General features: G+C 67.1%; 13 protein-coding genes and 2 tRNA genes. 8 read left to right on the forward strand and 7 right to left on the reverse strand.

Features of this window, described 5'->3' with window-relative positions; all coding sequences use genetic code 11:
* Positions 1-61 precede the first annotated feature (61 nt).
* The gene (locus tag ACFQ9K_RS05260; RefSeq protein WP_378725500.1) at positions 62-664 is read left to right on the forward strand and encodes a Uma2 family endonuclease; all 603 of its coding nucleotides are present in this window, start codon (positions 62-64) and stop codon (positions 662-664) included.
* Positions 665-676: 12 nt separating this feature from the next.
* Here ACFQ9K_RS05260 and ACFQ9K_RS05265 read toward each other — a convergent pair whose 3' ends face one another.
* Positions 677-1,285, reverse strand: a complete 609-nt coding sequence (locus tag ACFQ9K_RS05265; protein ID WP_378725498.1) for a TetR/AcrR family transcriptional regulator — start codon at positions 1,283-1,285, stop codon at positions 677-679.
* A 314-nt stretch (positions 1,286-1,599) separates the two neighbouring features.
* Entirely contained in the window at positions 1,600-2,805 is a 1,206-nt protein-coding gene (locus ACFQ9K_RS05270; protein WP_378725496.1) for an MFS transporter, read from the reverse strand.
* Between the two features lie 205 nt (positions 2,806-3,010).
* Between ACFQ9K_RS05270 and ACFQ9K_RS05275 the strand changes: the two genes are divergently transcribed.
* The 4 genes from ACFQ9K_RS05275 (at position 3,011) to ACFQ9K_RS05290 (ending at position 5,702) form a co-directional block, all read left to right on the forward strand.
* Positions 3,011-3,787 (forward strand): fumarylacetoacetate hydrolase family protein, encoded by a 777-nt coding sequence (locus tag ACFQ9K_RS05275; RefSeq protein WP_378725494.1) that lies wholly within the window; start codon positions 3,011-3,013, stop codon positions 3,785-3,787.
* A 13-nt stretch (positions 3,788-3,800) separates the two neighbouring features.
* The gene (gene gltX / locus ACFQ9K_RS05280; RefSeq protein WP_378725492.1) at positions 3,801-5,273 is read left to right on the forward strand and encodes a glutamate--tRNA ligase; all 1,473 of its coding nucleotides are present in this window, start codon (positions 3,801-3,803) and stop codon (positions 5,271-5,273) included.
* A 134-nt stretch (positions 5,274-5,407) separates the two neighbouring features.
* Positions 5,408-5,479 (forward strand) — tRNA-Gln (locus ACFQ9K_RS05285).
* A gap of 150 nt (positions 5,480-5,629) precedes the next feature.
* Positions 5,630-5,702 (forward strand) — tRNA-Glu (locus tag ACFQ9K_RS05290).
* Between the two features lie 389 nt (positions 5,703-6,091).
* Here the strand turns inward: ACFQ9K_RS05290 and ACFQ9K_RS05295 are convergent.
* The 3 genes from ACFQ9K_RS05295 to ACFQ9K_RS05305 all read right to left on the reverse strand — a co-directional run bounded on the left by ACFQ9K_RS05295 (position 6,092) and on the right by ACFQ9K_RS05305 (position 7,694).
* Positions 6,092-6,298, reverse strand: a complete 207-nt coding sequence (locus ACFQ9K_RS05295) for a DUF5302 domain-containing protein (RefSeq protein ID WP_378726899.1) — start codon at positions 6,296-6,298, stop codon at positions 6,092-6,094.
* 160 nt (positions 6,299-6,458) lie between these two features.
* Positions 6,459-6,959: a pyridoxamine 5'-phosphate oxidase family protein gene (locus tag ACFQ9K_RS05300; RefSeq protein ID WP_378726901.1), complete on the reverse strand. Its 501-nt coding sequence runs from the start codon at positions 6,957-6,959 to the stop codon at positions 6,459-6,461.
* 33 nt (positions 6,960-6,992) lie between these two features.
* Positions 6,993-7,694 carry an IclR family transcriptional regulator gene (locus ACFQ9K_RS05305; RefSeq protein WP_375903242.1) on the reverse strand — a complete coding sequence of 234 codons (702 nt, stop codon included), beginning with the start codon at positions 7,692-7,694 and terminating at the stop codon, positions 6,993-6,995.
* A 165-nt stretch (positions 7,695-7,859) separates the two neighbouring features.
* On the opposite strand from ACFQ9K_RS05305, the gene leuC reads away from it, so the two are divergent.
* The 3 genes from leuC (at position 7,860) to ACFQ9K_RS05320 (ending at position 10,741) form a co-directional block, all read left to right on the forward strand.
* Positions 7,860-9,281, forward strand: a complete 1,422-nt coding sequence (leuC, locus tag ACFQ9K_RS05310; protein ID WP_378726904.1) for a 3-isopropylmalate dehydratase large subunit — start codon at positions 7,860-7,862, stop codon at positions 9,279-9,281.
* Between the two features lie 35 nt (positions 9,282-9,316).
* The gene (gene leuD, locus ACFQ9K_RS05315; protein WP_378726906.1) at positions 9,317-9,925 is read left to right on the forward strand and encodes a 3-isopropylmalate dehydratase small subunit; all 609 of its coding nucleotides are present in this window, start codon (positions 9,317-9,319) and stop codon (positions 9,923-9,925) included.
* A 156-nt stretch (positions 9,926-10,081) separates the two neighbouring features.
* Positions 10,082-10,741: an HU family DNA-binding protein gene (locus tag ACFQ9K_RS05320; protein WP_378982842.1), complete on the forward strand. Its 660-nt coding sequence runs from the start codon at positions 10,082-10,084 to the stop codon at positions 10,739-10,741.
* 169 nt (positions 10,742-10,910) lie between these two features.
* Here ACFQ9K_RS05320 and ACFQ9K_RS05325 read toward each other — a convergent pair whose 3' ends face one another.
* Together ACFQ9K_RS05325 and ACFQ9K_RS05330 are read right to left on the reverse strand one after the other, a co-directional pair.
* Positions 10,911-11,849 (reverse strand): NUDIX domain-containing protein, encoded by a 939-nt coding sequence (locus ACFQ9K_RS05325; protein WP_378723335.1) that lies wholly within the window; start codon positions 11,847-11,849, stop codon positions 10,911-10,913.
* 20 nt (positions 11,850-11,869) lie between these two features.
* Positions 11,870-14,029 (reverse strand): RNA degradosome polyphosphate kinase, encoded by a 2,160-nt coding sequence (locus tag ACFQ9K_RS05330; RefSeq protein WP_378723334.1) that lies wholly within the window; start codon positions 14,027-14,029, stop codon positions 11,870-11,872.
* Positions 14,030-14,101 lie beyond the last annotated feature (72 nt).

A 14,101-nucleotide genomic window follows, 5' to 3' on the forward strand; every position in this document is an offset into this window, starting at 1 on the left:
TGAACCGGCTGTGCGGTGGTAAGTCGTCATCGACGGGCTGGCCCGGTGAGACGGAGGTTCGGTGAACGAGCGGCGCGGGAATCGGAGAACGCAGGTCGGTCCGTATGCCGGGGTGGACCTGCGCGATGTCCCAGGTGGCGGCAAGGGTTTCGAGCTCGAGGACGGCTGGCTGGTCGAGGTGGCGTGCGGGGCCCGGCACAATCACGTGACGCAACGGCTCGGCCGGTTCATCGACGCCGGCGCGGTCGGGTCGGCCGTGCACCTGTGCGTCGGCAGCGGCTGGGAGGTCAGCACGCGCAGCGGGGTGCGCAAGCCGGACATCATCGTCATTCCGCGCGAGGTTGCCAGGGCCGCCGTGGTCGCGGAGGTGCCCAAGCGGATTCCCGGATCCGAGGTGCGGCTCGCGGTCGAGGTGATCGCGCCGGGGAGCGGGACCGAGCGCACCGATCGGGTGCGGAAGGTGCGCGAGTACGCGGCGGTGGGCATCCCGCAGTACTGGATCGTCGAGCATCAGCCGGAGGTCGAGGTGCATCGGATGGTGTTGGGGGACGGCGGTTATGGCGCCGATCCGGTGGTCTGTTCCGGCAGCGTCTTCGATGCGGTCGTGGATGCCGACAAGCCGTTTCGCGTCACGTTCGATCCCGCTGCGCTGCTTGCGGTTTGAGCCGGGCGGGGGTTATCCCTTGTGGTGGTGGCGATTCGGGCGCGGATGGATGCCGACCGCGCGGCGGATGAACGCGACTGTCTCCGGGACGATCTCGTTGGGGTCGCGCCCCGCATCGATGCGTTCGATGGCCCGGCCGAGCGCGCCGTCGATCAGGTCGGCGGTCAGCTCGGGGTTCGGGTTGTCCAGGGCGGTGAGCGCCGTGCGCAGCGGGGCGGCCACCGCGTAGTGCGCGTCGGCGAGATCGCGCCGGGCCGGGTCGTCGCGGGGGAGGGTGCTGCCGAGCACGGCGATCCGGTGCGCGCCGGAAGCCGCCAGGGCCAGGATGGTTCGCACGTAGGCCTCGACCTGTCCCTCGGCGGTCTCGGCGCGGTCGACCGTATCGCGCACGCGCGCACCCCAATCCAGCAGCGCGTCGGCCACGATGCGGAACAGGATCTCGTCGCCGGAGCGGAAGTATTTGTAGACGCTGCTGCGGGCGAGACCGGCCGCCGCGCCGACCGTGGCGGGGGACACCGCCTGCGGGCCGTTCTCCAGCAGCACCATCCGCGCGGCGTCGAGCAGCGCGCGTTCCTGGTTCGCCCGGTGTTCGGCGACGGTCGGTGCGTCGATCTTGGGCATCGCGCTCCCGGGGTTGGCGACGGAATGTTTCCACCGTACCCGTTGGCGACATTGTGTCGAGAAAGTCGAGAACGGGAGATGTGCGGGATGACACGGCTGTGATTCTGTTCGGTTGTGCTCGGGGGCAGCGGAAGTGGCTCGGGAGATCCGAAAGTGTTCCGCGGGCCGAGTGGCGCTGCCGTACCAAAGGTGTTGTGGGCTAGTCGTTCCCAGGCCTTCGGGGTGATCTTCGCCGCATCAGAACAGGTGTGACTTCACATGTCGTGCGGGACACATTCGCGGGTCGACACCTGCTCCGGCGTGCAGGCCCGGCGTCAATCCCCCTGGGCCGGGCGGTTATTGGGGCGGCGATCGGTCGGCACCAGCGGAACCGCGGCCACCGCCAGCGCCGCCGCCAGCAGGTAGGCGGCCGCGAAACCGCTTGTCGCGATGAGCGCGCCGAACACCGGCGGCACCGCGGCCATGGCCAGATTCTGGCCGGTGTTCTGGATGCCGAGCCCCCGGCCGCTCCAGTACGGACCCGCGATCTCGGCCACCGCGGTGAACGCGAGTCCGTTGTCGGAGACGGTGATCACCGACGCGACGACCAGCAACGGGATTGCGGCCCACCACATGTGGGTCCAGGCCGACACGGCCAGCGCGGCCATGGACAACACCGCCGCGACGGCGACGGCGCGCAACGGACCCAACCGGCTGCCGACCCGGTCGGACCACGCGCCCGCGCCGATTCGGCCTGCGGCGCCCAGGATTTGGGTGACCGTGACCAGAACCCCGGCCGCCGCCAGCGACCAGCCGACGTCGCGGTGCAGCCACAGCAGTGCGAAAGTCCACACCGTGCCCTGCGGTATGACCAGTAACACAGAGACGCCGTGGATGCGCCACAGCGTCGAGTCGCCGCGATAGGGATTGGCGCGCAACGCCACATCGGCCGAGCGTTCGGGGCGCGGCGGATCGATGATGCCGATCAGGCCGCCCACCGCGGCCAGGCCCGCCATCGCCGCGGGCACCAGGATCGCCGCGGGCACACCGTAAGTCGCGGCGACGGCGGGCACGGCCAGCGCGCCGATGCCGACGCCGAGCGGCTGCGCGGTCTGCCGGATCCCCATTGCCAGACCGCGCCGGTGCGGCGGAAACCAGCCGACGATCAGCCGGCCGCTGGCCCCGTTGGTGCTCGCGGCGCCGACGCCACCCAGGAACAACAGTGCGCCCAAGGCGATGTCGTTCGGGGTGGCGGCCGCGGCGGCGCCGGCGACCAGCATCAGCAGCGGGCCGCCGATCAGCACCTTGCGCTCGCCGATCCGGTCGACCACGTACCCCCACGCGATCAGGGTGCAGACCAGTCCCAGGGTCGGCATCGCCACCAGCAATCCCGCAGTGGCCAATCGCATGCCGCGATCGGTCAGCGCGGGCAGCAGAAACGCGACGCCGTTCACGAAGACCGCGCTCGCCGCCTGGGCAAAGACGCCGAGACCGAGCATGGACCACCGTCGAGTCGCCTTGATCTGCGTCACGGTAGCCATCGGCCTCACCTCGAAATCTCATTATATGGGATCGAGTTCCCATTGGTTGAGCAGTGAGGCTCACGTTACACCGCGCGCGCAAGCGGATTCCGGCGGTTCGCTGTCAGACTCCTCACAACCACCGCAATCCCGGTCTCGGCCGCCCCGCCTACCGCTCGGTTGGGCGCGTTCGAGCAGGTGGAAGCCGGTCGATAGACTGCCCGGCATGCGTCTAGGTCGAGTAGCCAGTCCCGATGGGGTCGCCTTCGTCAGCATCGAGGGGGACGGAAGCGACAGCATCGCGAAGGAAATCGCGGAACACCCGTTCGGTACGCCGACGTTCACCGGGCGGAGCTGGCCGCTGGCCGATGTGCGCCTGCTCGCGCCCATCCTGGCGAGCAAGGTCGTCTGTATCGGCAAGAACTACGCGGCCCACGCGGCCGAAATGGGCGGTCCCGCACCGGAAGATCCGGTGATCTTCCTCAAGCCGAACACCGCGATCATCGGGCCGAACGCCCCGATCATCCTGCCGCCCAGCTCCTCTCAGGTCGACTACGAGGGCGAACTCGCCGTCGTCATCGGCCGCCCGTGCAAGGACGTGCCCGCCGCCCGCGCGCTGGACGTGGTGCTCGGCTACACCGTCGCCAACGATGTGACCGCGCGCGACCAGCAGCGCCACGACGGACAGTGGACCAGGGGCAAGGGCTACGACACCTTCTGCCCGCTCGGTCCGTGGATCGAAACGTCCCTGGATCCTTCGGATCTGGAGATCATCACCGAGCTCGACGGCGAAGTCCGGCAGCGCAGCCGCACTTCGCTTCTACTGCACGACATTCCGAAGCTCATCGAATGGGTCAGCACCGTGATGACGCTGCTGCCAGGCGATGTCATCCTCACCGGAACGCCGGAGGGCGTCGGTCCGGTGCAGGCCGGACAGCAGGTGTCCGTGACCGTGGAGGGCATCGGAACGCTCATCAATCCTGTTGCCGCCAAGCCTCGCTAGTCGAAAGAGAGCCATGACTGAAGTACGGGTCCGCTTCTGCCCGTCGCCGACCGGGACGCCGCACGTCGGCCTGATCCGGACGGCGCTGTTCAACTGGGCCTACGCCCGGCACCACGGTGGAAAGTTCGTGTTCCGGATCGAAGACACCGATGCGGCACGGGATTCCGAGGACTCCTACCGCGCGCTGCTGGACGCGCTGCGCTGGCTCGGCCTGACCTGGGACGAGGGTCCGGAGGTCGGCGGCCCCTACGAGCCGTACCGCCAGTCGCTGCGCAAGGATCTGCACCTCGATGCGGTCCGGCGCCTGCTGGAGGCCGGTGCGGCCTACGAATCCTTCTCCACGCCTGAGGAAGTCGAGGCCCGCCATCGCGCCGCCGGGCGTGACCCGAAGCTCGGCTACGACAACTACGATCGCGAGCTCACCGCCCAGCAGATCGAGGCGTACCGAGATGCCGGGCGCCCCGCGGTGATTCGGCTCCGGATGCCCGACGAGGACATCACCTGGCACGATCTGGTGCGCGGCGAGACCACCTTCAAGGCGGGCAGCGTGCCCGACTTCGCGCTCACCCGCGGCACCGGTGATCCGCTGTACACCCTGGTCAACCCGCTCGACGACGCGTTGATGAAGATCACCCACGTGCTGCGTGGCGAGGATCTGCTCTCCTCCACGCCGCGCCAGATCGCGCTCTACGGCGCGCTGCGCCGGATCGGTCTCGCCGACTTCACCCCGGAGTTCGGCCACCTGCCGTTCGTCATGGGACAGGGCAACAAGAAGTTGTCCAAGCGCGATCCCGAGTCGAATCTGTTCGTCCACCGGGACCGCGGATTCATCCCGGAAGGTTTGCTGAATTACCTGGCACTACTCGGTTGGAGCATCGCCGACGACCACGACGTGTTCAGCATGGCGGAGATGGTTGCCGCGTTCGACATATCGAAAGTAAATTCGAATCCGGCCCGATTCGATCAGAAGAAGGCGGACGCGCTCAACGCGGAGCACATCCGATTGCTGGAACCGGGTGATTTCAGCAACCGACTGCGTGAGTACCTGACCGGGCAGGGTCATATCGGCGCCGAAATCGACGAGAAGATGTTCGCCGCGGCGGCCGAACTGGTGCAGACCCGGATCGTCGTCTTGTCCGACGCTTGGGAACTGTTGCGTTTCCTGTTGGCGCCCGCCGAACAATTTGCGATCGACCCCACTGCGGGAGCCAAGAATCTCGGCGCCGACGCAAATCAGGTATTGCAATCCGCTATTGCCGCGCTGGAGCCGCTGACGCAGTGGACGACCGCCGCTATCGAAGAGGCGCTGAAAACCGCGCTGATCGAAGATCTGGGCCTCAAACCACGCAAGGCATTCGCGCCGGTGCGGGTCGCGGTCACCGGCTCGCACATCAGCCCGCCGCTGTACGAGTCGCTCGAACTGCTCGGCCGCGACACCAGTTTGGCTCGGCTGCGCTCCGCGCAGGAGTGGTCGGCCACGGCCTGAAACTCCGAAAACGGCCGAAAACATGGCTTTGACCAGGCGATTTGTAGTTAACCCGTAACGGTTTGGTACTCTTCTTCTCGGCTCGGAACAAGGCCTCGCAGTCACCCAGACGCGAGGCTGAAACGCCTGGTCATTGGGGTATGGTGTAATTGGCAACACAGCTGATTCTGGTTCAGCCATTCTAGGTTCGAGTCCTGGTACCCCAGCGGAGAGATTGCTTGTCGAGATCGGTGCGCGGCCGAAATCAACACAGCAGCTGGCGATTTGGTCGCCACGCTCCGGCCAGCTAAGCTAGCCGAGCCTCCTGATCGAAAGATCAACCAAAGGTGCTCCTCGTGCAAACGAGAAGCAGTCCTGGCCCCGTCGTCTAGCGGCCTAGGACGCCGCCCTCTCAAGGCGGTAGCGCGGGTTCGAATCCCGTCGGGGCTACACAGTTGGAAGGTCCATGCCCATAGGGCATGGGCCTTTACTGTTTCGCTATTTCTTTTGGGGGTGCGACCCCCAAGCCCCGCCCGGAGGGCTTCGCCCCCGGACCCCCGGGGCGGGGGCTTCGCCCCGCCGTTCATGGGGATGGGTATTCCTGGGGGATTTGTTGCTGCGGCTTGTGCAGGTGGCTGGTCTTTTAGGGGTGCTTGCTTACGCTTCGCTGCTTCGCTGCCCGGCGGACGTGCCGGTCCCGGATCCGCACTGTCTCTCGGGATCCGCACCCGCTCTGGGGGCTTGTAGTCGGTGCGGATCCCGAGAGACAGTGCGGATCATGGGGTGGGTAAAGCGAAGGCCCCCTGGTCTGGTGACCGGGGGGCCTTTTCCTCGTTCTCCTATCCGCTCTTGCGGCGGAATTCGCGCTTGGTGCTGGCGTTGCCGTGGGTGGCGTTGGCGCCCTTGGAGCGGCCGTCGAGGTGGTCGGCGGTGCGGGCGTTGTGCTGGTTTTTGCGGTCGAGGGCCGCTTTGAACTTGCGCTTCACTTCTTCGGCGCTGGTGGGCTCGGGGGTGGCTGAGCCGTTGGAACTAGCTGATTCCGTCATCGCCGTCTCCTCGTGGTGGCGGCCGGGGGTGCGCGCCGTGGTGGGGCTGCGGGGGCCGGCCGATATGGGTCGAACGGTTTGACGTTAGTCGTCGAGGTGGGGGATGTCAGGCCGATATCGGGGCCGCGTCGGGAAGGCTGTGGCGCACCGCATAGGCAGGTCAGTCGAGGGAATGTGCGGTGGTGCCGCCGAGGGGGAGCTGGGGGAGGCCCAACTTGCGATGGTCCCAGCTGCGGATCCGGTCGGGCACCACTCTGATCGCGGAGCGTTTGTGCAGCATGGTTTCGACCATGGGGCGGACGTCTTCGCTGTAGGGGCCGGTGTAGCGCTCCCAGACGCTGACCCCGACGGCGAACAGTTTGTCGGGGTCGTCGACGATCTCCGCGTGGCCTTCGATGGCGACGCCGCGCAACTGGTCGTAGGTCTGGCCTGCCTCGATCATGCAGGTGATGCGGGGATCTCGGCGCAGGTTGACGGCCTTTTGGGACTTGGTTTTGGTTTCGAACCAGAGTTCGCCGTCGAGCAGGGCGTACCACATGGCGGTCAGGTGGGGGGTGCCGTTGGGGCCGATGGTGGCCAGGGTGGCGATGCGGCTGCGCTCGAGGAACTCGCTGATCTCGGTGTCGGACATGACGATCTGTGCCCGTTGGTTGACTCCCATGGGCTCACTCTAGAACGTCATTTCTGTAACGTGTTATAGGCGCTTGTGCAGGGCCTCGGCGGCGGCGACCAGGTCGGCGGCCCAGCGTGCGCCGGGGCGGCGGCCCATGCGGTCGATGGGGCCGGACACGGAGACGGCCGCTATGACGGTGCCGCCGGCGTCGCGGACGGGGGCGGAGACGCTGGCTACGCCGGAGGCGCGTTCGGCGGCGCTCTGGGCCCAGCCGCGCTTGCGGACCTCGGTGAGGGCGCGTTCGCCGAAGACGGCGTCGGCGAGGATGGTGCGCTGCAGGTCCGCGTCGGCCCAGGCGAGCAGGACCTTGGCGGCGGAACCCGCGGTCAGGGGCAGGCGCGCGCCGACGGGGACGGTGTCGCGCAGCCCGACGGGCGGCTCCAGGGCCGCGACACAGATGCGCGCATTGCCGTCCAGTCGATACAGCTGGACGCTTTCGCCGGTGATCTCGCGCAATCGGGGCAGGATGGCCGACGCGGCCTCCAGGAGCGGATCGGTGGCCCCGGCGGCGAGCTCGGCGAGGGCGGGGCCGGGCCGCCACATTCCGGTGTTGTCGCGGGCGAGCAGCCGGTGCACTTCGAGGCCGACGGCCAGGCGATGGGCGGTGGCGCGGGGCAGGCCGGTGCGGGCGCAGAGCTCGTTGAGACCGCAGGGGTGCTCGGCGACGGCGTACAACACCGCCACTGCTTTGTCGAGGACGCCGATGCCGCTATGCTGTCTCATAGAACGATACTAGCGTCTCGGATGTTGGGAAATCCACTGCCGTGGTGATAGCGGCGACGAATCTCTCAGGGGGCATCCGACCTCGCCCATAGCCGAAAAACTTGTGCAGCCGCCGCGCTCCCAGCCCGGACCGCGACCGGATGCTCGTCGAAAGGTGATCCAGAAATGGCAGAGCCACGCACCATGGCCGAGAAGGTGTGGGAGCAGCACGTCGTCGCCCGGGGTTCCGGTGCGGGCGTCGGGCGCGAACCCGACCTGATCTACATCGATCTGCATCTCGTGCACGAGGTGACCAGCCCGCAGGCGTTCGACGGGCTGCGCGCGGCGGGACGGCCGGTGCGCAGGCCGGATCTCACGATCGCGACCGAGGACCACAATGTCCCGACCGCGGACATCGACAAGCCGATCGCGGACCCGATTTCGCGCACCCAGGTGGACACCCTGCGCCGTAACTGCGCGGAATTCGGTGTGCGCCTGCATCCGATGGGCGATCTGGACCAGGGCATCGTGCACGTGGTCGGCCCGCAGCTGGGCCTGACCCAGCCGGGCATGACGGTGGTGTGCGGGGACAGCCACACCTCGACGCACGGCGCGTTCGGCGCGCTGGCGATGGGCATCGGCACCTCGGAGGTGGAGCATGTCCTTGCCACCCAGACACTCTCGCTGCGCCCGTTCAAGACGATGGCGATCACCGTGGACGGCACGCTGGCGCCGGGTGTGACGAGCAAGGACCTGATCCTGGCCGTGATCGCGAAAATCGGCACCGGCGGCGGTCAGGGCTATGTGCTGGAGTACCGCGGCGAGGCGATCCGCGCCATGTCGATGGAAGCGCGAATGACCATCTGCAACATGTCCATCGAGGCGGGCGCCAGGGCGGGCATGATCGCGCCGGACGAAACCACCTACGCATTCCTCGAAGGACGCCCGCACGCCCCGCAGGGAGCCGACTGGACGGCCGCAGTGGCCGCCTGGGAAGCGCTGAAGACCGACGAGGGCGCGACTTTCGACGCGGAAGTGCACATCGACGCGGCCGAGCTGACCCCGTTCGTCACCTGGGGCACCAACCCGGGACAGGGCGCGCCGCTCGGCGAATCGGTGCCGGACCCCGCCCAGATGGCGGACGAGACGGCGCGCGAGTCGGCGGCGAAAGCGCTGCGGTACATGGATTTGGAGCCGGGCACTCCGCTTCGTGATGTGGCGGTCGACACGGTATTCGTCGGTTCGTGCACCAACGGACGCATCGAAGATTTGCGTGCCGTGGCCGAGGTTTTAAAAGGACGCCGGGTCGCGGACTCGGTGCGAATGTTGGTTGTACCGGGCTCTATGCGGGTGCGCGCCCAGGCCGAATTAGAAGGACTGGGTGAGATTTTCACCGCAGCGGGCGCCGAATGGCGGCAGGCGGGCTGCTCAATGTGCCTGGGAATGAATCCGGATCAGCTCGCCCCCGGCCAGCGCTGCGCCTCGACGTCGAACCGGAACTTCGAGGGCCGGCAGGGCAAAGGCGGCCGTACGCACCTGGTTTCGCCGCTCGTCGCGGCCGCGACGGCGGTGCGCGGAACCCTGTCCTCACCTGCGGATCTGGACTGACCGGACGCGATACCCCAACCGACTCAGGAGAATCAATGGAAGCCTTCACCGTGCACAAGGGGATCGGCGTGCCGTTCCGCCGTTCCAATGTCGATACCGATCAGATCATCCCGGCCGTGTACCTGAAGCGGGTGACCCGCACGGGATTCGAGGACGGACTGTTCGCCGCGTGGCGTAACGATTCGGACTTCATTCTGAACAAGGAGCCGTACAACCGGGGAAGTGTGCTGGTCGCAGGGCCGGATTTCGGCACGGGATCCTCGCGTGAGCACGCCGTATGGGCGCTGTCGGACTACGGCTTTCGGGTGGTGATCTCGTCCCGCTTCGCCGACATCTTCCGCGGCAATGCCGGTAAGGGCGGCCTGTTGGCCGCTCAGATGTCACAGAACGATGTCGAAATGCTCTGGAAGTTGCTCGAGGAACAGCCCGGACTCGAATTGGTTGTGGACCTCGAGGCGCGCACCGTGACCGCCGGAACCGCCGTGTTGCCGTTCGATATTGATGACTACACGCGGTGGCGTCTGCTCGAAGGATTGGACGACATCGGGCTCACGCTGCGCCGCAGCGACACCATCGCGGAGTTCGAAAACGCAAGGCCAGCATGGAAACCCACTACCCTCCCAGCACGTATTTCGCAGTCCTAAACACCCTTGGCGGTTAGCTGGATGGCACCGGGGCCGATAGCTGGACGTGTGCTAAACCACATGAATTTTGGCGTGGCACATAGACTCTTGCCCATTGTGGGTTTACCGTGGTACCTAGTCGGTCCGACGACGGGCCATTAGTCTGCGGAGGATTCAATGAACAAGGCGGAACTGATCGACGTTCTGACCGAAAAGTTGGGTACTGATAGGCGCACGGCCACCGCGGCAGTCGAGCATGTGGTCGACACCATCGTGCGCGCGGTGCACAAGGGGCAGAGCGTCACAATCACCGGATTCGGTGTGTTCGAACAGCGCAAGCGCGCGGCTCGAGTGGCCCGGAACCCGCGCACCGGCGAAACCGTCAAGGTGAAGCCCACTTCGGTGCCTGCGTTCCGTCCGGGCGCTCAGTTCAAGGCCGTGATCGCGGGCAAGCAGAAGCTCGCCCAGAGCGGTCCCGCCGTCAAGCGCGGCGTGAATGCCCCGGTGGCAGCCAAGAAGGCGGCCGCCAAGAAGACGGCGGCCAAGAAGACCGCCGCCAAGAAGGCCACCCCCACCAAGGGTCCGGCCAAGACCACGGCGAAGAAGGCCGCCAAGAAGGCGCCCGCAAAGACCGCTGCTCGCAAGACGACTGCGGCCAAGGCACCCGCCAAGAAGACGGCCGCCAAGTCGGCCGTGAAGAAGGCGCCGGCCAAGAAGGTCACCGCCGCCAAGAAGGCGCCGGCCAAGAAGGTCACCGCCGCCAAGAAGACGGTCGCCAAGAAGGCTCCGGCCAAGAAGACGGCGGCCAAGAAGGCTCCCGCTCGCGGTCGCCGCTAGATACTGCGCCAGTACGGTATTGGCGCCGGATGACCGGCCGAACGGCCGAATCATCCGCTGTACCGATCGAACACGGCCCCGGAAGCACGCTTCCGGGGCCGTTTCGTCTGTCCGTACTCATCATTCGGGGGTAGTCCCGTCCGGGCCTTGCCGGTGGGGACCGTTCGAATCAGGGCTTCACGAAGCCCGCGTTCAACGACCGGTCCAGATGGTCGGCGGCGACCAGGCTGCCGTCGACGAAGGACAGCACCCACACACTGCCCTTGCGGTTGCGCGCGGACGGCAACGTGATGCCGTCGCGCTCGGCCCACCAGTCCAGCAGATCGGGAATCACCTTGCCCTGACTACAGATAACGGGCACCCCGGAAGTCGGCACCAGTTCGACGATCCGTTTGCGCGCCTCGTCCTGCGCTGCGGCATAACCGGTTTCGGACAGCAGCGGTTCGAGGACGATCTCCACCGCGAGCTTCTCCGCCAGCGGCGTCACGGTCTGCACGCAGCGCACCGGATCGGCCGAATGGATCCGAGATGCCCCGAACGCCAGCAGATTCGGCACCAGGGCCTGGGCCTGCGCCTGCCCGGACCGATCCAGTGGTCGTAGCGGGTCCGGACCGGAGAAGCGGTCGCGCCGACCAGCTTTCGCGTGCCGGACCAGCAGCATCGTGTGGGTGTTCGCGGGCAGCCGGGTGAACGCGCGCAGCACCTGACGGTCCATCGGGTAGGACAGCTGCTCCATCACCCGATCCAGCGGATACCAATTCAGCACGTCCACTTCGTCATTCGCGGTGAACTCACCGCCGGCCACCTCGGCCGCCCAGTAGTCCACCCGCTTCAGCTTGCGGTGTCCCGGAACGGGATAGGTGACGTGGCCGAGGTAGCGGCCGAGCGTGCAGTCCAGGCCGGTCTCCTCGCGGACCTCGCGGACCGCGGCGAGCACCGGCGTCTCACCGGGATCGAGCTTGCCCTTGGGCAGCGACCAATCCTGGTATTTGGGCCGATGCACGACGGCGATCTCCAGCGCGCCGTTGCTCGCCCGCCGCCACACCACCGCACCCGCGGCGTGAATGTTGGCGGTAATACGGGGATCCCAGAAGGGGCCCCCTTCCATCTCGTACCCCGTAGTACCACTCACTGCTGTTCGGGCCTCCGCAGGCGCATCAGGAACTCTTGGTGGTCACGCACTTTGACGTCGTCGTCGCCCGCGTGCTCGGGCCGGGCCAGCCAATTGCCATCCGAGGTGAGTACCCAGCAGCGGGTGTCGGGATGCAGCGCCGAGTCGAAAACCTGGCCCAGCTGCTCGGTCAGCCGCGGATCCTTCACCTGCGCCATGACTTCCACCCGCCGGTCGAGATTGCGGTGCATCATGTCGGCGCTGCCGATCCAGTACTGATCCTGGGCCTGGAAGTGCATCACCCGCGAGTGCTCGAGGAACCTGCCGAGGATCGACCGAACCTCGATGTTCTCGCTCATCCCCGGCACACCGGGGCGCAGCCCGCAGATGCCGCGCACCACGATCTGCACCGGCACGCCGGCCAGCGAGGCCCGGTACAGCGCGTCGATGATCTCCTCGTCGACGATCGCGTTGGCCTTCAACCGGATTCGGGCGTCCTTGCCCTGGATCGCCAGTTCGGTCTCGCGCTGGATCCGCTCGATGATGCCGGCCCGCACGCCGTGCGGGGCGACAAGCAGGTTGCGGTAGTTCTCTTTTCGCGAGTAACCGGTCAGCGAATTGAACAGGTCGGTCAGGTCCGCGCCGATTTCCGGTGCGGCGGTGAGCAATCCGACGTCCTCGTAGAGCCGCGCGGTCTTCGGGTTGTAGTTGCCGGTGCCGATGTGGCAGTAGCGGCGGATGGTCGCGCCCTCGCGGCGCACCACCAGGCAGGTCTTGCAGTGCGTCTTGAGGCCGATGAGGCCGTAGACCACGTGCACGCCCGCCTGTTCCAGCGCGCGTGCCCATTTGATGTTGGCCTGCTCGTCGAAGCGGGCCTTGATCTCGACCAGCGCGACGACCTGCTTGCCCGCCTCGGCCGCGTCGATGAGCGCGTTGACGATCGGCGAGTCACCCGAGGTGCGATAGAGCGTCTGCTTGATCGCGAGCACCTGCGGGTCGGCGGCGGCCTGCTCGATGAACCGCTGCACGCTGGTGGAGAACGAGTCGTACGGGTGGTGCACCAGCACGTCGCCCTCGCGCAGCGCGGCGAACACGTTGCGCGGGGTCTCCCGCTCGCCGAACGCGGGCGGGGTGGCGGGCACGTAGGGCGCGTCCTTGAGGTTCGGCCGGTCCACCCCGTACACCTGCCAGAGGCAGGAGAGGTCGAGCAGGCCGGGCACCTGGATGACGTCGCCGGGATCGACATCGAGTTCCCGCAACAACAATTCGAGCATGTGCTCGGTCATGTCGTCGGAGACCTCCAGGCGCACCGGCGATCCGAAGCGGCGGCGCGCGAGTTCGCGTTCCAGGGCCTGCAACAGGTCCTCGTCGCGGTCCTCGTCGACCTCGAAGTCGGCGTTGCGGGTGATCCGGAACGAGTGCTGCTCAACCACTTCCATGCCGGGGAAGAGCAGATCGAGGTGCGCCGCGATCAGTTCCTCCATGGGCAGGAACGCGGCGATGGTCGATCCGGCGTCGGTGCGGCGCACTCGGACGAATCGATCGACGTTGTCCGGCACCTTGACTCGGGCGAAGTGCTCGCCGCCGGTGGCGGAATCCTTCACCGTCACCGCGAGATTCAGGCTCAGGCCGCTGATGTACGGGAACGGGTGCGCCGGATCCACCGCGAGCGGGGTGAGCACCGGGAACACCTGATCCTGGAAGTGCCCCGAGAGACGTTGGCGCTCATCGTCGTTCAGGTCGGTCCAGTCGATGATCGCGATGCCCTCGGCGGTCAGCGCGGGCAGCACGTCGTCCAGGAAGACCCGCGCGTGCCGCACGGCGATCTCCTGCGCGCGGGCGGCGATGAGTTCCAGCTGCTCGCCGGGCGAGCGGCCGTCCGCGGAGCGGACCAGCAGGCCGGTCTCGGCGCGGCGCTTGAGTCCGGCGACCCGGACCATGTAGAACTCGTCGAGGTTCGACGCGAAGATGGCCAGGAATTTGGCGCGTTCCAGCAGCGACAGCGACGCGTCCTCGGCGAGGGCGAGAACGCGGGCGTTGAAATCGAGCCAGCTCAACTCGCGGTTGAGGTAGCGATCACGTGGCAACTGTTCGATGGTCGCATCGGTCGGCACCGGGGTCGCCGCGGGTGGCGGCGTTGGAAGCAACTGCTGCTTGACGGTCTCGGTATCGCTCATGCCGTCACCTCGCTGGGGATCGACCCCGACACGCGCGATGCGCGCTGGCGGATGGATAGCTCGCTTCGCTCA

This window comes from Nocardia sp. NPDC056564 (genome assembly GCF_042793755.1).
Classification (GTDB): domain Bacteria; phylum Actinomycetota; class Actinomycetes; order Mycobacteriales; family Mycobacteriaceae; genus Nocardia.